The sequence below is a fragment of the Stenotrophomonas maltophilia genome, from assembly GCF_023518235.1.
Classification (GTDB): domain Bacteria; phylum Pseudomonadota; class Gammaproteobacteria; order Xanthomonadales; family Xanthomonadaceae; genus Stenotrophomonas.
The window spans coordinates 3,410,323-3,431,306 of the sequence record NZ_CP090423.1; the positions used below are offsets into that span (position 1 = coordinate 3,410,323).

Annotated in this window: 19 protein-coding genes; 12 read left to right on the forward strand and 7 right to left on the reverse strand. The window is 67.4% G+C overall.

The genetic code is table 11. From position 1 onward, the window contains the following. Positions 1 to 12: 12 nt before the first annotated feature. From LZ605_RS15925 to LZ605_RS15945, 5 genes are all read right to left on the reverse strand, one after another. A complete protein-coding gene (locus tag LZ605_RS15925; RefSeq protein WP_249842441.1) occupies positions 13 to 3,222 on the reverse strand; it encodes an efflux RND transporter permease subunit in 3,210 nt (1,069 codons plus the stop codon). A 10-nt stretch (positions 3,223 to 3,232) separates the two neighbouring features. Continuing rightward, positions 3,233 to 4,438, reverse strand: coding sequence for an efflux RND transporter periplasmic adaptor subunit (locus LZ605_RS15930; protein WP_249842442.1), 1,206 nt, complete (start codon positions 4,436 to 4,438; stop codon positions 3,233 to 3,235). Then, a complete protein-coding gene (locus LZ605_RS15935; protein ID WP_249842443.1) occupies positions 4,435 to 5,688 on the reverse strand; it encodes a TolC family protein in 1,254 nt (417 codons plus the stop codon). Before LZ605_RS15935 ends, LZ605_RS15930 begins: the two co-directional genes overlap by 4 nt. Positions 5,689 to 5,744: 56 nt before the next feature. After that, positions 5,745 to 6,077 carry a hypothetical protein gene (locus LZ605_RS15940; protein ID WP_107232640.1) on the reverse strand — a complete coding sequence of 111 codons (333 nt, stop codon included), beginning with the start codon at positions 6,075 to 6,077 and terminating at the stop codon, positions 5,745 to 5,747. A 236-nt stretch (positions 6,078 to 6,313) separates the two neighbouring features. After that, positions 6,314 to 6,703, reverse strand: coding sequence for a RidA family protein (locus tag LZ605_RS15945; RefSeq protein WP_249842444.1), 390 nt, complete (start codon positions 6,701 to 6,703; stop codon positions 6,314 to 6,316). Positions 6,704 to 6,811: 108 nt separating this feature from the next. On the opposite strand from LZ605_RS15945, the gene LZ605_RS15950 reads away from it, so the two are divergent. The 9 genes from LZ605_RS15950 to LZ605_RS15990 all read left to right on the forward strand — a co-directional run bounded on the left by LZ605_RS15950 (position 6,812) and on the right by LZ605_RS15990 (position 15,483). Next, positions 6,812 to 7,705: a LysR family transcriptional regulator gene (locus LZ605_RS15950; protein ID WP_249842445.1), complete on the forward strand. Its 894-nt coding sequence runs from the start codon at positions 6,812 to 6,814 to the stop codon at positions 7,703 to 7,705. A gap of 82 nt (positions 7,706 to 7,787) precedes the next feature. After that, positions 7,788 to 8,297, forward strand: a complete 510-nt coding sequence (dnaQ, locus tag LZ605_RS15955; RefSeq protein ID WP_249842446.1) for a DNA polymerase III subunit epsilon — start codon at positions 7,788 to 7,790, stop codon at positions 8,295 to 8,297. A gap of 395 nt (positions 8,298 to 8,692) precedes the next feature. Then, positions 8,693 to 8,929, forward strand: a complete 237-nt coding sequence (rpmB, locus tag LZ605_RS15960; RefSeq protein WP_005411638.1) for a 50S ribosomal protein L28 — start codon at positions 8,693 to 8,695, stop codon at positions 8,927 to 8,929. Positions 8,930 to 8,939: 10 nt separating this feature from the next. After that, positions 8,940 to 9,107 carry a 50S ribosomal protein L33 gene (rpmG, locus tag LZ605_RS15965; protein WP_169411268.1) on the forward strand — a complete coding sequence of 56 codons (168 nt, stop codon included), beginning with the start codon at positions 8,940 to 8,942 and terminating at the stop codon, positions 9,105 to 9,107. A gap of 481 nt (positions 9,108 to 9,588) precedes the next feature. Then, positions 9,589 to 9,837 carry a hypothetical protein gene (locus LZ605_RS15970; RefSeq protein WP_151355234.1) on the forward strand — a complete coding sequence of 83 codons (249 nt, stop codon included), beginning with the start codon at positions 9,589 to 9,591 and terminating at the stop codon, positions 9,835 to 9,837. A gap of 168 nt (positions 9,838 to 10,005) precedes the next feature. Beyond that, positions 10,006 to 11,424 carry a cardiolipin synthase gene (cls, locus tag LZ605_RS15975; protein ID WP_249844933.1) on the forward strand — a complete coding sequence of 473 codons (1,419 nt, stop codon included), beginning with the start codon at positions 10,006 to 10,008 and terminating at the stop codon, positions 11,422 to 11,424. A gap of 45 nt (positions 11,425 to 11,469) precedes the next feature. Further along, complete coding sequence (locus LZ605_RS15980) at positions 11,470 to 12,891, forward strand: FAD/NAD(P)-binding protein (RefSeq protein ID WP_249842447.1); 1,422 nt, start codon at positions 11,470 to 11,472, stop codon at positions 12,889 to 12,891. A 9-nt stretch (positions 12,892 to 12,900) separates the two neighbouring features. Next, the gene (gene uvrD, locus LZ605_RS15985) at positions 12,901 to 15,093 is read left to right on the forward strand and encodes a DNA helicase II (RefSeq protein WP_249842448.1); all 2,193 of its coding nucleotides are present in this window, start codon (positions 12,901 to 12,903) and stop codon (positions 15,091 to 15,093) included. Between the two features lie 63 nt (positions 15,094 to 15,156). Continuing rightward, a complete protein-coding gene (locus tag LZ605_RS15990; protein ID WP_249842449.1) occupies positions 15,157 to 15,483 on the forward strand; it encodes a low molecular weight protein tyrosine phosphatase family protein in 327 nt (108 codons plus the stop codon). A gap of 90 nt (positions 15,484 to 15,573) precedes the next feature. Here LZ605_RS15990 and LZ605_RS15995 read toward each other — a convergent pair whose 3' ends face one another. Continuing rightward, positions 15,574 to 16,200, reverse strand: coding sequence for a hypothetical protein (locus LZ605_RS15995; protein ID WP_249842450.1), 627 nt, complete (start codon positions 16,198 to 16,200; stop codon positions 15,574 to 15,576). 142 nt (positions 16,201 to 16,342) lie between these two features. Here LZ605_RS15995 and LZ605_RS16000 point away from each other — a divergent pair, with 142 nt between their 5' ends. Together LZ605_RS16000 and LZ605_RS16005 are read left to right on the forward strand one after the other, a co-directional pair. Beyond that, entirely contained in the window at positions 16,343 to 16,897 is a 555-nt protein-coding gene (locus tag LZ605_RS16000; RefSeq protein ID WP_249842451.1) for a hypothetical protein, read from the forward strand. A 171-nt stretch (positions 16,898 to 17,068) separates the two neighbouring features. Next, on the forward strand, positions 17,069 to 17,515 hold the full coding sequence (locus LZ605_RS16005) for a universal stress protein (protein WP_005411629.1): 447 nt from the start codon (positions 17,069 to 17,071) through the stop codon (positions 17,513 to 17,515). Positions 17,516 to 17,666: 151 nt separating this feature from the next. Here the strand turns inward: LZ605_RS16005 and LZ605_RS16010 are convergent, their stop codons facing one another. After that, positions 17,667 to 17,951: a DUF2782 domain-containing protein gene (locus tag LZ605_RS16010; RefSeq protein ID WP_025878043.1), complete on the reverse strand. Its 285-nt coding sequence runs from the start codon at positions 17,949 to 17,951 to the stop codon at positions 17,667 to 17,669. A gap of 99 nt (positions 17,952 to 18,050) precedes the next feature. Here LZ605_RS16010 and polA point away from each other — a divergent pair, with 99 nt between their 5' ends. Next, positions 18,051 to 20,825 carry a DNA polymerase I gene (gene polA, locus LZ605_RS16015; protein WP_249842452.1) on the forward strand — a complete coding sequence of 925 codons (2,775 nt, stop codon included), beginning with the start codon at positions 18,051 to 18,053 and terminating at the stop codon, positions 20,823 to 20,825. The last annotated feature ends 159 nt before the right edge of the window (positions 20,826 to 20,984 follow it).

The following is a 20,984-nucleotide window of genomic DNA, read 5'->3' on the forward strand; positions in this document are numbered from 1 at the left end:
CCCCCTCTCATCTCACCCCACCGCCCGCGGCTTGGCCACGCGCGCGGCAAACGTCGGCAGCACCAGCAGGGTCAGCACGGTGGCGGTGATCAAGCCACCGATCACCACCGTCGCCAGCGGCTTCTGCACTTCCGCACCGGAACCACTGGCAATGGCCATCGGAATGAAGCCGACGATCGCCACCAGCGCCGTGGTCAGCACCGCGCGGATACGGCTTGAGGCACCGTTGATCGCCGCCTGCAGCGGCAGGTCACCGGCATCCAGGCGTTCGCGGATCGCCTGCATCAGCACCAGGCCGTTCAAGGTGGCCACGCCGGAGACGGCGATGAAGCCGACCGCCGCCGACACCGAGAACGGCATGCCACGCAGCAACAGCGCGAGGATGCCGCCGACCAGTGCCAGCGGCACGCAGCTGAACACCAGAACGGCTTCCTTGCCGCTGCGCAGGGCCATGAACAGCAGGCTGCCGATCAGCAGGAACACCACCGGCACCACCGTCGCCAGCCGCTTCTCCGCGCGCTGCAGGTTCTCGAACTGGCCACCCCAGGTCAGGTAGGCACCCGGCGGCAACGCCACGTCCGCCACCGCGGCCTGCGCCTCGCCGACGAAGCCGCCCAGGTCACGCCCACGCACATTGGCCTGCACCACCACGCGGCGGCTGCCGTTGTTGCGGCTGATCTGGTTCGGTCCTTCGCTGACCGTGATGCGGGCCACCGACGACAGCGGAATCACCAGCCCCGACGGCGTGGCGATCGGCAGTGACGCCAGCTGGTCCGGATCGTTGCGCGAGGCATCATCCAGGCGCACCACCACGTTGAAGCGGCGATCACCTTCGAAGATCTTGCCCGCCGCAGTACCGCCGATGCCGGTGGACAGCGCATCACTCACGTCCGCGGCGGTCAGCCCGTACTGCGCCGCCGCCACGTGGTCGATCGCCACGTTCAGCGTGGGCAGGCCGGAGATCTGCTCCACCCGCACGTCGGCTGCGCCGTTCACTGCGCGCAGCTTCAGCGCCACCTGGTCGGCCACCTTCTGCAGCTGGCTGAAGTCATCGCCGAAGATCATCACCGCCAGGTCGGTACGCACGCCGGAAATCAGCTCGTTGAAGCGCAGCTCGATCGGCTGGCTGAACTCGAAGCTGTTGCCCAGCTGCTGTCCGGCCAGTTTCTCGAAGCGCGCCACCAGTTCGTCCTTGGCCAGCTTCGGATCGGGCCAGTCCTTGCGCGGCTTCAGCACGATCACGCTGTCGGAGATGTTGGTCGGCATCGGGTCGATCGCCGCCTCGGCAGTACCGGTGCGCGAGAACACGGTCGCCACTTCCGGCTGCTTGGCGATTGCCTTTTCCAGTGCCAGCTGCATCGCCAGCGACTGTTCCAGCGAGGTCGACGGCACGCGCAAGGCCTGCATCGCCACGTTGCCTTCGTCCAGCGTCGGCATGAACTCGCGGCCCAGCAGCGAGAACGAGCCGATGCCCACCACCAGCATCATCACCGCACCGGCCAGCACCGTTCGCGGATGTGCCACGGCCTTGCGCACCACCGGTTCAATGCGCGCGCGCAGCACGCGGATCAGCTTCGTTTCGTGCTCGCCATCATTGCCATGGGCATCGCCGTCCTTCACCTTCGGCTCGCGCACCAGCAGTGCGGCCATTGCCGGCACGAAGGTGAAGGAGAAGATGAAGGCACCGACCAGGGCCAGCATGAAGGTGGCCGCCATCGGGTGGAACGTCTTGCCCTCCACGCCTTCCAGAGTGAGGATCGGCGCGAACACCAGCAGGATGATCAGCTGTCCGAACGCCGCCGGCCGCGCCATCTTCATTGCCGAGTCGGCGGCCACGCGCAGGCGTTCCATCGCGGTCAACGCACGGCCCAGTTCGGCGCGGCGCTGGCCCAGCATCAGCAGCGTCGATTCGACCACGATCACCGCACCGTCCACCAGGATGCCGAAGTCCAACGCGCCCAGGCTCATCAGGTTGCCGCTGATGCCGAAGCGGTTCATGCCTATCACTGCGAACAGGAACGACAGCGGAATCACCAGCGCGGTGATGGTCGCCGCACGCAGGTTGCCCAGCAGCAGGAACAGCACCACCACCACCAGCAGCGCGCCCTCGGTGAGGTTCTTGGCCACGGTCTTGATGGTGGAATTGACCAGCACGCTGCGGTCCAGCACCGGCGCTGCCACGATGTCGGCCGGCAGCGATTTGTTCACCTGTTCCAGGCGTGCGGCTGCGGCCTGCGCCACGGTGCGGCTGTTGCCGCCGGCAATCATCAGCGCGGTGCCCAGCACGGCCTCGTGGCCGTTGCGGCTGGCCGCGCCCAGGCGTGGCGCGCGGCTCAGTTCCACGGTGGCCACATCGGCCACGCGCACCACCACGCCATTGCGGGTGGCCACTGGTGCCTGTGCAAGATCCTCGGTGGTCAGTGCCAGGCCATCGGCACGCACCACCAGGCCCTCGCCGGCACGCTGTACGAAACCGGCACCGGCCTGCACGTTGGAACGCTGCAGGGCAGTGACCAGGTCGGCCAGGCCGAGGCCATGCGCGGCCAGCCGCGCGCTGTCCGGATGCACGCCGTATTCCTTGACGTAGCCGCCAACGGTATCGACACCGGCCAGCCCCGGGCTGGAGCGCATCTGCGGCGCGATGATCCAGTCCTGCACGGTGCGCAGGTAGGTCGCGCGTTCTTCCGGCGTGCGCAGCAGGTTGCCTTCCGGCGTGCGATAGACCTCACCGGCCTGCCAGCCGGCGTCACCGGGCTTGGCCAGCTTGGCTGGATCGAAGGTGGTGAAGTCCACCGTCCACATCAGCACCTCGCCGAGGCCGGTGGTGACCGGCGACAGCATCGGTGATGCGCCGTCGGGCAGGTCATCGGCCGCTTCGCGCATGCGTTCGGCCACCTGCTGGCGCGCGAAGTAGATGTCGGTGGCGTCGGTGAAGATTGCGGTGACCTGCGAGAAGCCATTGCGCGACAGCGAACGGGTGGTGGTCAGGCCGGGAATGCCGGCCAGCGCCGTTTCCAGCGGATAGGTCACCTGCCGCTCGATCTGCTCCGGGGTCAGCGCCGGTGCCACCGTGTTGATCTGCACCTGGCGGTTGGTGATGTCCGGTACCGCGTCGATCGGCAGCTTGCCCAGCTGGAACAGGCCCACCGCAGCGATCAGCGCCGCCAGGAACACCACCAGCCAGCGGTGGCGCACCGCTGTTTCAATGATCAGCTTGAACATGGTCGCCTCCTCAGTGGCCGTGCTCGGCTTCGCCCTTGGCCAGTTCGGCCTTGAGCAGGAAGGCGTTGGCACCGACGATGCGTTCGTTGCCGGTCAGACCACCGAGGATCTCGATGCGGTCGCCGGCACGACGCCCGGCCAGGACCGGCTGGGCCTTGAAGCCGCCATCGACGGCGACGAACACCGCGCTGCCGCCATCGACGTTCTGCACTGCGTCGGCCGGCACGCTGAGCGAGCCGTCCTGGCCTTCGGTGACCACCACCGCCGACACCGGCGAACCGGCCGGCGGCAGCGAAGCGTCCACTGGCGTGGCGCGGATCACGGCCACGCCGCCCTGCTGGCGCACGTCAGCCGCCGAGCCGGTGACGGTGGCGGTGAAGCTGCCACCCGGCACGCTCACTTCCAGCTTCATGCCCGGAGTGACCTGCGCGGCCAGTGCCGGCGGCGCGGTGAACACCAGCTCGTTCATCGCCGGGTCGGCGACATCAGCCACCGCGCTGCCGGCGGCGACCACGCCACCCGGGGTGACCTGCACGTTGCCGACGATGCCGGCCACCGGGCTGGTGATGCGCACGCGGCCACTGGCATCGGGCGCACCGTTGGCGGCGGCCTGCGCCTGCGCGGCAGCGGCCTGGGCCTGGGCGGCCAGCGAGCGTGCGCGCGAAGCTTCCATTTCCTGGCGCGCGACCACGCCCTGGTCGACCAGCGCCTTGTCGCGGCCATAGGCCAGGCGTGCGGCCTCGGCTTCGGCGGATGCGGCCAGCGCATTGGCCCTGAACACCGCCGCCTCGCCGCTGACCACGATGGCCAGTGCCTGGTTCTGCTTCACCGCCGTGCCGGGTGCAACCAGCACGCGTTCGACGCGGCCGGTCACGGTGGAGGCCACCGATGCACGCGCACCGACCGAGGGCTCGACCCGGCCGGCGAGGCGGGTTGAACCGCCACCGCCGCGACCGACGGCAACCACTTCGATACCGGACGCCTTGATCTGCTCAGGGGTCAGCGGCACCACGCCTTCATCGGCGTCTGCCGGCGCCTTTGCGGTTTCTGCCTTGGCTTCCTTGCTGTCGGCGGCATGGCCGTGGCCATCGTCGGTGCCGGCCTTGGCCGCAGCGGGGTCTTCGTTCGCCGGCGTCTGCGCGTTGCCGGCGCAGCCAGCCAGGAACACGGTCAGCAGCAGGCCGCCGATCAGGGGGAAGGAACGGGAGAGAGTCATGGGGCCTCCACAAAAGGTGCGCGCCCTTCCAGGCGGGCAAGATCGATTTCCGCGCCGACGCGCGACAGGCGCGCATCCACGGCGGTGCCGCGCGCGGCGATGAGGGCGCTGCGCGTGCTGCGCAGTTCCAGCTGCGAGATGCGTCCGGCGTCGAAGCCGATGCGTGCAAGGCGATACGCCTCTTCGGCGGCGACCACGCTTTCATCGGCGGCGCGGGTACGGCTGCCAGCGGCCTTCAGCCCGGCCACGGCGGACAGGCGCTCGGCCTCGCTGTCGCGGCGCTGCTGGTCCAGCCGCGCTTCGGCCGCGCGCTGGTCGGCGTTGGCGGCGCGGATGCCGCCGCGGTTGCGGTCAAACAGCGGGATGCTGAGGCTGAGCCCGAGGTTGTAGGCACGCTCGCCGCCTTCGCGGAAGCGGGTCTGCGCGGCGGTGACGCTGAGGTCGGGCAGGGCGCGCTTGCGCTCCACGTCCACCAGCTTGCCCGCTGCATCAGTTTCGGCTTCGGCGATGCGCACCGCCAGCGCGGTATCGGTGGCACCGCGCGGCAGCGGTGGCGCGCGGTCGAGCAGGCTGTTGTCGATCGACTGCACCGGCGCATCCAGCAGCGCGGTACCGGCCAGACGGGCCAGTGCGGCATCGCGGAACGCCCGGGCTTCATCCAGCGACGCCGTGGCGTTGGCCACTTCGCTCTGTGCCTGCACGGCGCGCAGCTGGGGTTCGCGGCCCTGCTTGACCATCGCATTGACGGCAGCCGCATCGTCGCGGGTCAGGGTCAGCGCTTCGGCGGCGAGGGCGTAACGACGCAATGCACTTTCCGCCTGTGCGTAGACCGCCGCCAGTTGGCTGGCGACATCACTGCGGCTCTGCGAACCACGCAGGGCAGCGGCTTGTGCCTCGGCCCGGGCGGCACGAACGCGCGCGCCACGCTGGCCCCAGACCTCCAGCGGCTGGGACAGGGTGAGCACAGTGTCGGCCTTGCCCATGCCGCGGTAGGTGCCGGAGCCCCAGGCGTTTTCGGCCGACCAGGAAAGGGAGGGATTGGGCAGCGCACGGGCCTGGTCGGCGCGCGCATCGGCGGCCTCGGCCAGCGCTGTACCCACACGGGTGCCGGGCAGCTGGTCCAGGCGTTCAAGCAGGGTGTCGTAGGAGGGGGCGGCTTGCGCCATCACCGATGCCGCCGGGGCCAGGCCCAGCAACACGGCGACGACCAGCCCGGCCGCACGCGGCGACCGAGGTGTCAGGATCGACATAGGGGGATTCCGGTTGTGAGTGAAACGGGAGCCCGCAATCGCGGGACGCGCTCAACTCACGCCCGGGGTGGACGCGTCAATTCATCCTGGGCGACCGCATAGGTCGCCGCATCGCCCGCACTCATCCAGCGCGCCGGCAGCGGCGCCCCGAACGCGGCCAGCGTGTGTGCCGGCAGGCTGAGGTTGGAGTGGTGGCAGTGGTTGTGGCCACAGGCACCGGCATGCTTGCCGTCGGTATCGCCATCGGCATCCGGTGCGGACTCCACATGCACCGTGCTGGCATGCGGTTCCACCGTGCACGCCAGGGCATCGGCCACCGGCACGACCACGAATGCCGCCATCAGCAGCATCAGCAGGGTCGAACGGAGGTGGCGGGTGATCCAGCGCATGAAGGGGAGGCTAGCAAGCGGTTTTCGCCGGATACAATATCAATGGCCGCTTCGGGAATACGTCGGAATCTCCCGTTCAGGTGGGCCGCGCACATGGCTCTGGTAGGTGTCGACCTTGGTCGACACGCTTTTCGGCCCCTGGGGTCGGACACCGGGCTGCGCGTCTGTAGAGCCGAGCCTACGCTCGGCTGCTTTCGCACGACCAGCCGAGCATGGGCTCGGCTCTACAGTAACGGTCACGGCAGCTTCGCGATCACCTTGATCTCGAACTGGAATCCATACAGCCAGGTCACGCCGATGCCGGTCAGGGTCGGGTGCGGCGCCTGGCCCCAGTACTCGGGCACGATCGCCCAGGCCTTCTCGAAGTTCTTCTCCGGATCGACCAGGAACACGGTCACGTCGATCACGTCATCGAACGTGCAGCCTGCGGCAGCCAGCACCGCGTTGAGATTCTCGAAGGCGCGGCGCACCTGCGCCTCGAAGTCCGGCTCGGGCGAACCGTCCTCACGGCTGCCGACCTGGCCGGAAACGAACAAAAAGCCATCGGACCGGATCGCCGGCGAGTAGCGGTTGCGCTCGTACAGGGCCTGGCGCCCGGTGGGGAAAACGACATCACGCTGTGACATGGGGAAGATCCCGTGGGAGAGAACGCCATCCTCCGCGCCGACGCTGTCTGGATAAACCGCGATGATCGGCCTAGATTGATTGCCAATTCCAAACAATCGCGGCCCGCCATGGACCGTTTCGAGGCAATGCGGGCCTTTGCCCGGGTGGTGGAAACCGGCAGCTTCACCCGTGCCGCGCACACCCTGCAGATCAGCCGCACCACCGTCACCCAGCTGGTGCAGCAGCTGGAGGCGCACCTGCGGCTGCGCCTGCTCAACCGCACCACGCGCCGGGTCAGCGTCACCGCCGATGGCGCGGCCTATTACCCGCGCATCGCCCGGCTGCTGGCCGAACTGGACGAGGTGGAAGGCGGGCTGGGCGATGCGGCCGCCCAGCCGCGCGGGCGCCTGCGCGTGGATGTACCCGGGCCCTACGCGCGGTTGCGGCTGGTCCCGGCGCTACCGGAGTTCCAGGCGCGCTACCCGGAAATCCAGCTGGATATCGGCGTGAGTGATCGCGAGGTCGATGTCATCGCCGACAACGTCGACTGCGTGATCCGTGGCGGCACCCCGGCCGATCCGGCGTTGGTGGCGCGGCCGCTGGCAGCGTTGCCGATCGGTTTCCACGCCAGCCCGGGCTATGTGCAGCGTTTCGGTGTGCCGGTCGATCCGCGCGCGCTGGAAGGGCCGGACCACCAGATGGTGGGTTTCCTCAGCCCGCGCAGTGGCCGTGCCCGCGTGTTCACTGCACAGCGCGGCGATGAGCGCATCGAGGTGCAGGGCCGCTACACGGTCGGTTTCGACGACGGCAACGCCTATCTGGCGGCGGCGTTGGCGGGGCTCGGCGTGGTGGCGCTGCCCAGCTACATGGCCGAACCGCACGTGGCGCGTGGCGAGCTGCTACCGGTGTTGCGGGACTGGCAGCTGCCGCCGATGCCGATGCACGTGATGTTCCCGCCGAACCGGCACATGAGCCAGCGGCTGCGGGTGTTCATTGATTGGGTGGTGGAGGCGCTGGGCTGAGCATCCGCAACGTTTCCGAATCCGGTCGCGCGTCGGCACGTGCGAAAATTCAATGCACCTGCAACAGGAAACACCGAACGTCATGAGCCGAATCGTCGCGCTGGACACGGAAACCACCGGCATTTCCCATCGCCTCGGTCACCGCGTGATCGAGATCGGTGCCGTCGAACTGATCGATGGCCAGCTCACCGGGCGCCAGTTCCACACCTACCTACAGCCGCAGCGCAGGGTCGATTGGGGCGCACAGCGTGTGCATGGCATCAGCGATGCGATGCTGGTGGGCAAGCCGCTGTTCTCCAGCAAGGCCGCCGAACTGCTGGACTTCCTGCGCGGCAGTGAGATGGTCGCGCACAACGCCACGTTCGATGTGGGTTTCCTCGACAATGAGCTGCGCCTGGCCGGCATTCCCGCCACGCTGGCCCAGCATTGCCGCATCACCTGCAGCCTGAAGCTGGCGCGCGGGCGCTGGCCGGGGCAGGGAAACAAGCTGGACGATGTGCTGCAGCGCCTGCGCATTCCCGGCAATCGCGGCCTGCACGGTGCACTGAAGGATGCCCATCTGCTGGCCCAGGTCATCCCGCACCTGCGCTGAGCGGGCCCGGTCATTGTTGTAGAGCCGAGCCTACGCTCGGCTGCCGTGTCCCGGAATGCCTGAGCCGAGCGTGGGCTATGCCGGTCGTCCTGACCGTCACCCTACGGGCCGTCGCAAGCGACGTTGGCGGCGGCTCCTGCCGCTACCATCGGCTCTACAGCGGCGTGGCCTTCGCGTTCAGCCCCGGCCTGTGGGTAACTTGCGCAAGTGTTTGAACCCGTGCATAATGCGCGGCTCGCTGTGTCCGGTTTTCTACCGGGCGGCGCCCCCGGGAGCACGTCCCCGGCCGCCCAACGCCAGCGTAACCCTTTGATTCTCTTGACGTGTGGTGGGCAACCATCGAGGCCGCCGTCTCCCGGGCTACGGGCTGACAACTACTACTATCGAGGTGCGCAATGTCCCGCGTATGCCAGGTTTCCGGCAAGCGAGTGCAGACGGGTAACAACGTCTCGCACGCCAACAACAAGACCCGTCGTCGTTTCCTGCCGAATCTGCACGAGCGCCGTTTCTGGGTGGCCAGCGAGAACCGCTGGGTCAAGCTTCGTGTTTCCGCGCATGCACTGCGCACCATCGACAAGAACGGCATTGATTCCGTTCTGGCTGAGCTGCGTGCGCGCGGCGAAAAGGTCTGAGGAGTAAAGCATCATGGCAGGCAAGCGCGATAAGGTCCGTATGATTTCCTCGGCCGGTACCGGCCACTTCTACACGACCGACAAGAACAAGAAGAACACCCCGGGGAAGATGGAATTCCTGAAGTACGATCCGGTCGTGCGCAAGCACGTCCTGTACAAGGAAGGCAAGATCAAGTAATCCACACGGATTGCTGATCCCCGCGAAGAAACCCGCCCTTGTGGCGGGTTTTTTCGTGCCTGGTCTAGACTTCGGTAGCTGCCGACCTTGGTCGGCACCGCGACACTCCCTGCGCACGCTGTCGTCAATGGCGCCGTGCACGGAATGATGGGCCGAATGCGATAAGTGATTGTGCCTACCGATTCCGGCACTTCGCGCGTTCCAAATCGATTGGAACGACGAGCCCCGCCGTGCCCATGATGGCAAGCCGCTGCGGTTGCAGTGGTCGGGCTTGCAATCCCGTGAAGTCAATCATCAGTAGACTCGCCCGCCGTCGCCGGAGATCCCTCCGGCGACGGTCGGTGACCTATCTGCCTCTATGGCGGACGGTGCGAGGGGGCCCTGTGCCCGCCGGTTCGTTTGCTGATTGATTGCTTCCCGGTATTGCAACCACGCATCGTCCGCCACCTTCACGGTGGCCAGATCCGTTGAAGGAGGTTGCATGAACACCCCATCACACCGGCAGGACCTGGAACTGGGCTGGCTGCGCCTGCAGCGCATGCTGGAAGGCATCGAGGGCATGGCGCTGCTGCTGTGCGATCACCACCTGGCACTGGCCAACGGCGCACCGCCGACGCTGCCGGAGGCGCAGCTGGAGCGGGCCGCGCAGGCCATTGCCTGCATGGCGCTCAACGGCCGCCGCCACGCCGATTCGGTGCGCCAGCTGTGCGAGGTGCCGGTGCGGCACTGAGCCACCCTTTTGTAGAGCCGAGCCATGCTCGGCTGCTCTGCTCACAGCCCTTGTAGAGCCGAGCCATGCTCGGCTGCTCTGCTGTCGGGCCGAAAGGCGGTCGAGCATGGCTCGACTCTACAAAGGCCGGTGGGCAGAATGACCCATCACCTCCCGACGGGCGACGCGATGCTGTTCGAGTGGTTGCTGGGTTCGTATCTGCTGCTGATCGACTGGCTGATCCGGCTGGTCGCGCTGTGCTGGATTCCCACCCGCACCACGCCGGGTGCGGCGCGCAGCTGGCTGCTGCTGGTCGGCTTCGTGCCGCTGCTGGGCCTGCCGCTGTACCTGCTGTTCGGCCACCCGTGGCTGTCGCGCGAGCGCATCCGCCGCCAGGCCGAGGCTTCGCAGGTGATCCGCGAGGAGCAGGCGCTGCAGCACCGCCTGCGCTGGTCCCCGCAGCCGGATACCGCCAGCGCCGAGATCGTGCCGCTGGTGCAGCGCCAGGGCGATTTCATGCCGGTGCACGGCAATGCGGTCGATCTGCTGACCGACTACGACGAATCACTGCACACACTCATCGCCGACATCGACCAAGCCGAAGACCGCGTGCACCTGCTGTACTACCTGATGTTCGACGACGCGGTGGGCGAGGCCATCGTCGAGGCATTGCAGCGCGCCGCCGCGCGTGGCGTGCAGTGCCGCGTGCTGCTTGATGCGGTGGGCGCCAAGCGCGGCCTGCGCGCCTACCGCAAGCGCCTGGAAGCGCGCGACATCGAAGTGCGCGCGATGCTGCCCGGTGGCCTGCGCTGGCGCCGCAGCGGGCGCATGGACCTGCGCAACCACCGCAAGATCGCGGTGATCGACAACGAAGTGGCCTATGTCGGTTCGCAGAACCTGGCCGGCCCGCAGTTCGTGCCCGGCCACCCGAACCGCGAGCTGGTGGCGCGCGTGCGCGGCCCGGCGGTGGCGCACCTGGAGGCGGTGTTCGCCAGCGACTGGTACATGGAAACCGGCCAGCGCCTGGACGTGATCGCCGATGTGCCCGAGTGCAGCGACGACATCGCCACCCAGCTGCTGCCCAGCGGCCCGGCCTACCCGTACAGCAACGCGCGCGATGCGGTGGCGGCGCTGATCCACCTGGCACGGCGCCGGCTGGTGATGGTCACGCCGTATTTCGTGCCCGACGAAGCCACGCTCAGCGCGCTGCGCATTGCCGCGTTGTCCGGCGTGGAAGTGCAGCTGATCCTGTCGGCCAGCAACAACCAGCGACTGACCTCGTGGGCACAGGAGGCCTACTACGACGAGCTGCTGCGCTGTGGCGTGCGCATCGCGCTGTACGAGCCGCAGTTCCTGCACGCCAAGCACATGAGCGTGGACGAGGACATCGCCGTGCTCGGCTCGATCAACATGGATATCCGCTCGTTTGCGCTGAATGCCGAAATCGGCCTGATCTGCTACGACCGCGCGCTGGTGCAGCAGCTGTGCGCGATCGAGGATGGCTACCTGCGCGAGTCGCGGCAGCTGGACCTGCAGCAGTGGCGCAGTCGCCCTACCTGGCGGCGCAGCCGCGAAGGCATCGCACGCCTGGCCGATGCGTTGATGTGAGGCGGCGGCAACCGCCCGCTTCGGCAACCCGGCCTGTCATCGCCGATGGCCTACAATCGGCGCATGACTGATTCACCGCGTAATGGCGAACTGGACCTGGCAATCATCGGTGGTGGTGCGGCCGGGGTGCTGGTGGCGATCCAGGTACTGCGCCAGGCCCGGGCGCCGCTGGCGCTGGCCATTTTCGAACCGGCCTCGCAGCTGGCCCAGGGCATTGCCTATGCCACGCCGTGGCCGGAGCACCTGCTGAACGTGCCGGCGGCGAAGATGAGCGCGTTTGCCGACCAGCCCGGCGATTTCCTCGATTACCTGATGGCCGCCAACGCCTACCCGGGCGAGGCGCGCGAGGTGCTGGGCGAGCGCTATGTGTGCCGCCACTTCTTTGCCGCCTACCTGCAGCAGCGCCTGCAGGACGCCGTGGCCGACAGCCCGGCGCAGCTGCAGGTGATCGCGCAGCCGGTGCTGGGCCTGCAACCGGATGACCACGGCTACCAGCTGACACTCGGCGATGGCGACACGCTGCACGCCACGCAGGCGGTGCTGGCCACCGGCAACAGCATGCGGCCGCTGCCGGTGCCTGGCGCCGATGCGCTGCCCGCCGATGATGTGATCGAGGCCTGGGACTACGACGGTGTGCGGGCCCTGGCCGGCGAACAGGCCGTGGCGATCGTCGGCTCCGGCCTGAGCATGGCGGACACGGTGCTGGCGCTGGTCGCCGCCGGTCATACCGGGCCGCTGCATGTGATCTCGCGCCATGGCCTGCTGCCGCTGCCACACGCGCACGGCGGCCTGCCCAGCTTCGATCCGGCGGTGCTGCTGCCAATGAACCTGCGCCAGCGCCTGCACGCGCTGCGTGGCTTCGCACGCCAGGCGCAGGCCGATGGCCTGCCGTGGCAGGGCGTGATGGACCGTATCCGTCCACACGGGCAGGCGCTGTGGTGCAGCCTCGACGCCGCTGACCAGCGCCGTTTCCTGCGCCATGTGGTGCGCTACTGGGATGTGCATCGTCATCGCATTGCCGAAGAGGTGGATGTTCAGCTGCAGGCGCTGATCGACAGCGGCCAGCTGCGCGTCCACCGCGCCCGCCTGCAACGCGTCTGGCGCGAGGGCGATGCCGTGCAGCTGTCCGGCCGCGATGCCTCGGGCAATGAACAGCAGTGGACGATTGGCGGCGTGATCAACGCCACCGGCGTCGAAACCCGCGCCAGTGCGCTGCGCAATCCGTTGCTGCAGCAGTTGCAGGCCGATGGGCTTGCCCGCCCCGGCCCGCACGGGCTGGGCCTGGACAGCACGGTGCCGGGCGACCGCCTGCGCGCTGCCGGTGGCCAGCCGCAGGCGCGGCTGGGCGTGCTCGGCAGCCTGCGCATCGGCAGCCTGTGGGAAAGCCTGGCGGTGCCTGAACTGCGTCAGCAGGCGCAGGCGCTGGCCACCGAAGTGATCGCAGGAGCCGCGACGGCGATGCCGTAAAATGGGGGCATGGATGTCTCCCACCTGCTTGATGGCCTGAACCCGGCCCAGCGCGAAGCCGTCTCCGCTCCCCCCGGCCACCACCTGGTGCTGGCCGGTGCCGGTTCCGGCAAGACCCGCGTACTCACCCACCGCATCGCCTGGCTGCATGAAGTCGACGGCGTGCCGACCCACGGCATTTTCGCGGTGACCTTCACCAACAAGGCGGCCGGCGAAATGCGCCACCGCATCGACGCCCAGCTGCCCAATGGCAGCCGCGGCATGTGGATCGGCACCTTCCACGGCCTGGCCAACCGCCTGCTGCGCCTGCACTGGCAGGACGCCAAGCTGCCCGAAGGCTTCCAGGTGATGGATTCGGACGACCAGCTGCGGCTGGTCAAGCGCGTGGTGCAGGCGCTGGAACTGGACGACGGCAAGTACCCGGCCAAGCAGATCGCGTGGTGGATCAACGCGCAGAAGGATGAGGGCCGCCGCCCGCAGCACATCCAGCCCGAGCCGAACGATGCGTGGCTGGAAACCATGCGCCAGGCCTACATCGAGTACCAGGCGCGCTGCGACCGCGCCGGCCTGGTCGACTTCGCCGAGCTGCTGCTGCGCGCGCACGAACTGCTGCGCGACAACCCCGCGCTGCTGTCGCACTACCGCGCCCGCTTCCGCGAAATCCTGGTGGACGAGTTCCAGGATACCAACGCCATCCAGTACGCCTTCGTGCGCGTGCTGGCCGGTGATTCCGGCCACGTGTTCGTGGTCGGCGACGATGACCAGGCCATCTACGGCTGGCGCGGCGCCAAGGTCGAGAACGTGCAGGGTTTCCTGCGCGATTTCCCGGGTGCGCAGACCATCCGCCTGGAACAGAACTACCGCTCCACCGCCAACATCCTCGGTGCCGCCAATGCGGTGATCGCGCACAACCCCGACCGCATCGGCAAGCAGCTGTGGACCGACAGCGGCGACGGCGAGCCGATCGACCTGTATGCCGCATACAACGAGATGGACGAGGCGCGCTACATCGTCGAGCGTGCACGCCAGTGGGTGCGCGACGGTGGCAGCTACACCGAAGTGGCCGTGCTCTACCGCAGCAACGCACAGTCGCGCGCGCTGGAAGAAGCGCTGCTGAGCGAGCAGGTGCCGTACCGCGTGTACGGTGGCATGCGCTTCTTCGAGCGTGCCGAAATCAAGGATGCGCTGGCCTACCTGCGCCTGCTGTCCAACCGCAACGATGACGCCGCCTTCGAGCGCGCGGTCAACACGCCCACCCGTGGCATCGGCGACCGCACGCTGGACGAAGTGCGCCGCGAGGCGCGCGCGCAGGGCATCTCGCTGTGGGAAGCGACCATGCTGGTCACCCAGGGCAGCGCGCTGGCCGCACGTGCGCGCAATGCGCTGGCCGGCTTCCTGATGCTGGTCAACGAGCTGCAGGCGCAGACCCTGCACATGACCCTGGCCGAGCGCGTGGATCACGTGCTGGCCCGCTCGCAGCTGCGCGAGCACTGGAGCAAGGAAAGCCGCAACGCGTTGGATTCGGAATCGCGCACCGACAACCTCGACGAACTGGTCTCGGTGGCCTCGCGCTTCGTGCGCCGTGCCGATGACATTGAGGAAGTGGGCGAGGACATGGATGAGCTGGTCGCGTTCCTGGCCTATGCCGCGCTGGAGGCCGGTGAAGGCCAGGCGCAGGCGGGCGAGGACGGCGTGCAGCTGATGACCCTGCACTCGGCCAAGGGCCTGGAATTCCCGCTGGTGTTCCTCGCCGGCCTGGAAGAAGGCCTGTTCCCCAGCGCACGTTCGCTGGAGGAAAGCGGGCGGCTGGAAGAAGAGCGCCGCCTGGCCTACGTGGGCATCACCCGCGCACGCCAGAAGCTGGTGCTGAGCTATGCCGAATCGCGCCGCATCCACGGCCAGGACAACTACAGCCTGCCGTCGCGCTTCCTGCGCGAGATCCCGCGCGAGCTGCTGCACGAAGTGCGCCCGAAGGTGCAGGTCTCGCGGCCGGCCTCGATGGGCGCCAGCCGGGTGATGGGCCATGCCTCGATCGAGGCACCGCCGGTCAAGCTGGGTGCACTGGTCACCCATCCCAAGTTCGGCGAAGGCATGGTGACCGACTACGAAGGCAGCGGCGCGCATGCCCGCGTCCAGGTCGAGTTTGCCGACGCCGGCAGCAAGTGGCTGGTGATGGCCTACGCCAACCTGACGGTGATCTGATCACTGTTGGGGTCGGAGCCCTTTTCCGTTGGAAAAGGGCTCCGACCCCGATACGCTGCGGCCATGACCCGCAACGTGCTGTTCCTCTGCAGCCAGAACCGCCTGCGCAGCCCGACGGCCGAGCAGGTGTTCGCCGAATGGCCGGGCATCGAGACGGCCTCGGCCGGGCTGCTGGCCGACGCCGAGGAAGTGCTCAGCCCCGAGCTGCTGCAGTGGGCCGACCTGGTGTTCGTGATGGAAAAGGCCCACCGCAACCGGCTGTCCAGCCGTTACAAGCCGTGGCTGAAGGGCAAGCGGGTGATCTGCCTGGATATCCCCGACGACTACGACTACATGGACCCGGTGCTGGTGGAACTGCTCACGCGCAAAGTGACCCCGTTCCTGCGCTGACCGCATCTCCCCGTAGAGTCGAGCTTGCTCGACTGCCTTGTGCCGCTGGAAGCAGTCGAGCAAGCTCGACTCTACAACCAGGACAGAACCTCAGTGCTGCGCCTTGGAAGTGGTCGCGGCATCCTGTTCGGACATCGACTGCTGCAGGCTGCTGGTGAAACTCTTTACCGCGCGCTCCAGTGCGATCTCCCAGTTCTCGCGTGATGGCACCTGAAAGATGTTCGCGCCATGTCCGGTGGCGGTGAAGGTCCGGGTCTGGCCGTTGTTCCGCGCAACGACCTGCACCGAAATGTCGGCCAGCATCTGTTGTGTGGATGACACCATCCGGAAGAAGTTTGCCGGCATCTTGACCGAGAAATCGGTGAGCGAGGCCTCCAGTTGCGTGCATGACGTTTCGCATTGGTCGGCGGTGCGATAACCCATGTTGCGCAATGCCTGGATCATGATCTCGCGTGTCTTGTCCGCGGCTGTGGTGGACTCGACGGAGACAAGAACGCCGTTGCCTTGACGAACCACCCCGGCAATGTTCTTCGCGCGGTCGGCTGCCGCAACCTCCGGGAAATAGACCGGACGACTGTCGCGCACCGGCGCTACCACCACCACCGGACCCTGTTCGGGATTCACCCGGATATCGGGCACGTTCACGCGCACCACCTCGGTGCGGATGCCGCAGCCGGTGAGCAACAGCAGCAGTGCCGGTGCAATGATCGACTTCATGTATTCCCCCTGTTGGAATGGTGTCGTTGCGACGCGCATTATCGCTCGGCCGGCAGGCGGGGGGAGGGCAATTGGTAATGGCAGAAGCAGTCGAGCAAGCTCGACTCTACAATAGCGGCCACATCCTCCAGGAATGCCTCCGATGACCGAACCGACCCTGCACGTCACCGTGATGTTGAACGCCAAGCTGCAGCCCGCGCATCGTCATGAACTGTTCGAGGATCCGCTCGACGCATTGATGCAGGCTGCCGAGATCGGCGAGATCGTCGGTGGTGGCACCGCGACTTCCGACGAGGGCGAGGTGCTGTACGGCGATATCGAGGTGGCGCTGGTGGATGCGGCCGGCGTGCCCAAGCTGATCGACCTGCTGGAACAGCTGGGGGCACCGAAGGGCTCACAACTGCAGGGCGCGGGCGAGGCCAATCGCCACTTCGGCGTGACCGAGGGTCTGGGTATCTACCTCGACGGCCTGAACCTGCCGGACGAGGTCTACGAACAGTGCGACTCCAACCATGTGTTCGAGCAGCTGTCCGAGCGCATCGATGGCCTGGGCGAGATCTGCAGCTGGTGGCAGGGCCCGAGCGAGACCGCGCTGTACATGTATGGCCAGTCGTTCGAGGCGATGCGTGAGGCCATCGCCGAGTTCGTGGCCAGCTACCCGCTGTGCCAGAACGCACGCGTGGTGCAGATCGCCTGAGGGCAGGCCTGATGTAGAGCCGAGCCCATGCTCGGCTGCTTTTCCCGCCAGAAGCAGCCGAGCGTGGGCTCGGCTCTACAGGCGCCGGATTGATCCTGCTCAAGGCGCGGCCTGCACATCGGGTGTGCAATGGTGGCGTTTCCATTTGGCTGATCGCGACGGAGCCCCATCATGTACAAGCGCATCCTGATTGCCACCGACGGGTCCGAGCTGGCCGACAAGGGCCTGGCCAAGGGTCTGGAGCTGGCCAAGGACCTCAACGCCGAGGTCGATATCGTGACTGTTTCCGAGCCGTGGGCCGTCGGCATGTACGACGCCATGGGCTGGAGCGTGGGCTACATGAACAGCCCCGAGTACAAGGCCGACCGCGAGGAAGGCGCGCAGAAGGTGCTGCAGCCGGCGCTGGCCAAGGCCGCCGAGCAGGGCATTACCGCCAACCCGGTGCATGTGCTGGACCGCTATGCGGCCGACGGCATCATCGAGACCGCCGGCGAGCGCAACAGCGACCTGATCGTGATGACCTCGCACGGCCGCCGTGGCGTGACCCGCGTGCTGCTGGGCAGCCAGACCGCCGAAGTGCTGGCACGCAGCACCCTGCCGGTGCTGGTGATCCGCTGATCCACACCCGATGATTCAAGCGTTCCCGGGGAGGGGACCTGACGCCGGTGCGCAGGATGCGCGCCGGCGTTGTTTTCTGTGGGGGCCGTGCCGATTGCCATGATGGGGGTCAGAGCCCTTTCCTGCGGAAAGGGATCCGGCCCCGGTCACCTCACCAGCTGTACAGCTTCCAGTACACCGGCGACACGCCGTCCTTGTCGTTGTCGAAGCGGCCGTCGCCGTTCTTGTCGTACATGTAGAACGGCGCGCCACGCGCCGGGGTCACCTTGACCATGCGCAGCTGGCCGGACACCCGGTATTCCTCGATGGTGTCACCGTTGTCCATGGTGCGCTTGGAAACATCGGCACCCTTCACGTCCACCGGGGGAGCCCCGGCGCCACCCATGCTGGCGCAGCCGGCCAGCAGGAGCAGGGAGGCCAGCATCAGAGTCTTCATGGGTGGGGTTCCTTTGCCTGGAATGAGCTTGGATTATGCCCCATCGCCACGTCGGCGCCGTGTCGCCGCGATGCAGGCACGGGCGCGTAGAATCGACCCATGAGCAGATTAGTCCTGATCGACGGGTCCAGTTACCTGTACCGCGCGTTCCACGCGCTGCCGCCCCTGTCCAATGCACAGGGTGAACCCACCGGCGCGCTGTTCGGCGTGGTCAACATGCTGCGTTCCACGCTGAAGGAACGTCCGGCCTACGTGGCGTTCGTGGTGGATGCGCCGGGCAAGACCTTCCGCGACGACCTGTACGAGCAGTACAAGGCCAACCGCCCGCCGATGCCCGACGAGCTGCGCAGCCAGGTCGAGCCGATGTGCCGCATCGTCGAGGCGCTGGGCATCAGCATCCTGCGCGTGCCCGGCGTGGAAGCCGACGATGTGATCGGCACGCTGGCGCTGCAGGGCGTGGCGCAGGACTTGAAGGTGACCATCTCCACCGGCGACAAGGACTTCGCGCAGCTGGTGCGCCCGGGCATCGAGCTGGTCAACACCATGACCGGCAGCCGCATGGATTCGGACGCGGCGGTGATGGACAAGTTCGGCGTGCGCGCCGACCAGATCATCGACCTGCTGGCGCTGATGGGCGACACCGTCGACAACGTGCCGGGCGTTGAGAAGTGCGGGCCGAAGACCGCGGCCAAGTGGCTGGCCGAGTATCAGCACCTGGACGGGGTGATGGCCGCTGCGCCGACCATGAAGGGCAAGATCGGCGAGAACCTGCGCGCCGCGCTGGAGCGCCTGCCGCTGAACCGCGAGCTGGTGACCATCCGTACCGATGTGGAGCTGGAGGCCAGCCCGACCACGCTGGCGCTGCGCGAGCAGGACGTGCCGGTGTTGACCGAGTTGTACGCACGCTACGGCTTCACCCAGGCACTGAAGGAACTGGGTGCGCCGCTGCCGGCACCGGCGGCGGCCAGCGAAGCCACGCCGAGCCTGCGCGGCACCGCCGCCGGCTTCGCCCGTGGCAGCGCCGAGGCCCCGGCGGCCGGTACGCTGGACCCGGCGCTGGCCGCACCGGGTGAGTACGAGACCGTGCTCACCGGCGAGCAGCTGCAGGCCTGGGTCGAGCGCCTGCAGCAGGCCGAGCTGATCAGCTTCGACACCGAGACCGACGCACTGGATGCGATGCGCGCGCGCCTGGTCGGCATCAGCCTGGCGGTCGAGCCGGGCAGGGCCGCCTACATTCCGGTCGGCCACGATTACCCCGGGGCGCCGGCGCAGCTGCCGATGCAGCAGGTGCTCGATGCCCTGCGCCCGGTGCTGCAGGACCCGGCGAAGAAGAAGCTGGGCCAGCACGGCAAGTACGACCTGCACGTGCTGCGCCGCCATGGCGTGGACGTACAGGGCTACCACGACGACACGATGCTGGAGAGCTTCGTGCTCAACTCCACCGCCACCCGCCACGACATGGATTCGCTGGCGCTGCGCTACCTGGGCTACAGCACCATCAAGTTCGAGGATGTGGCCGGCAAGGGCGCCAAGCAGATTCCGTTCTCGCAGGTGGGCATCGACGAAGCCAGCCGCTATGCGGCCGAAGACGCCGACATCACCCTGCGCCTGCACCGCGCGCTGCAGCCCCAGCTGCTGGCCGAGCCGGCGCTGGACAGCGTGTACCGCGACATCGAGATGCCGCTGGTGCCGGTGCTGACCACGATTGAAGCCAACGGCGTGCGGATCGACACCGACGAGCTGCGCCGGCAGAGCCAGGACCTGTCATCGCGGATGCTGGCCGCGCAGCAGAAGGCCACCGAGCTGGCCGGGCGCAGCTTCAACCTGGATTCGCCCAAGCAGCTGCAGGCGGTGCTGTTCGACGAGCTGAAGCTGCCGGCGGTGGTGAAGACCCCGAAGGGCCAGCCCAGCACCAATGAAGAGGCGCTGGAGGCGATTGCCGACCAGCACGAACTGCCGCGGGTGATCCTGGACTACCGTGGCCTGGCCAAGCTGCGCAGCACCTATACCGACAAGCTGCCGGAGATGGTCAACCCGGACACCGGCCGGGTGCATACCAGCTACCACCAGTCCGGTGCCGCCACCGGCCGCCTGTCCTCATCGGACCCGAACCTGCAGAACATCCCGATCCGCACCGAAGATGGCCGCCGCATCCGCCGCGCGTTCATCGCACCAGAGGGCTTCCAGCTGCTGGCGGCCGACTATTCGCAGATCGAAGTGCGGATCATGGCCCACCTCTCCGAGGACCCGGGTCTGGTGCGTGCCTTCGAGCAGGGCGCCGACGTGCACCGTGCCACCGCTGCCGAGGTGTTCGGGCGCACGCTGGAGGAGGTGACTCCGAACGAGCGCCGCGCCGCCAAGGCGATCAACTTCGGCCTGATGTACGGCATGAGCGCCTTCGGCCTGGCCCGCAACCTGGGCATCGACCGTGGCCAGGCGCAGGACTATGTGGCGCTGTACTTCAGCCGCTACCCGGGCGTGCGCGACTTCATGGAGCGGATGCGCCAGCAGGCCCGCGACCAGGGCTACGTGGAAACCCTGTTCGGCCGCCGCCTATACCTGAACGACATTCATGCCCGCAACCAGGGCCTGCGCGCCGGTGCCGAGCGTGCCGCGATCAATGCGCCGATGCAGGGCACCGCCGCCGACATCATCAAGCGAGCGATGGTGGACGTGGACCAATGGCTGCGTGACAGCGGCGCACCGGCGCGGATGATCCTGCAGGTGCACGACGAACTGGTGTTCGAAACCGAAAGTAGTTTCGTCGAAGACTTGCGTTTGCAGGTGGTGGAACGCATGTCGCAAGCGGCCCAATTGCGGGTGCCGCTGGTGGTCGATACCGGGATCGGCAACAACTGGGATGAAGCGCACTGAGGGCATTTCGGGCCGAAAACGTCGTGAATTTGTTCATAAGTCAGAGGTTTCTGACTCGACCATGAATGTCGCCCTGATTGACGTTCATTAAATTGGGCCCCTTCACGAACCGTTAGTGTTCGGAGTGCTTCTATAACTCCCGACAGGCGCAACGCCTGT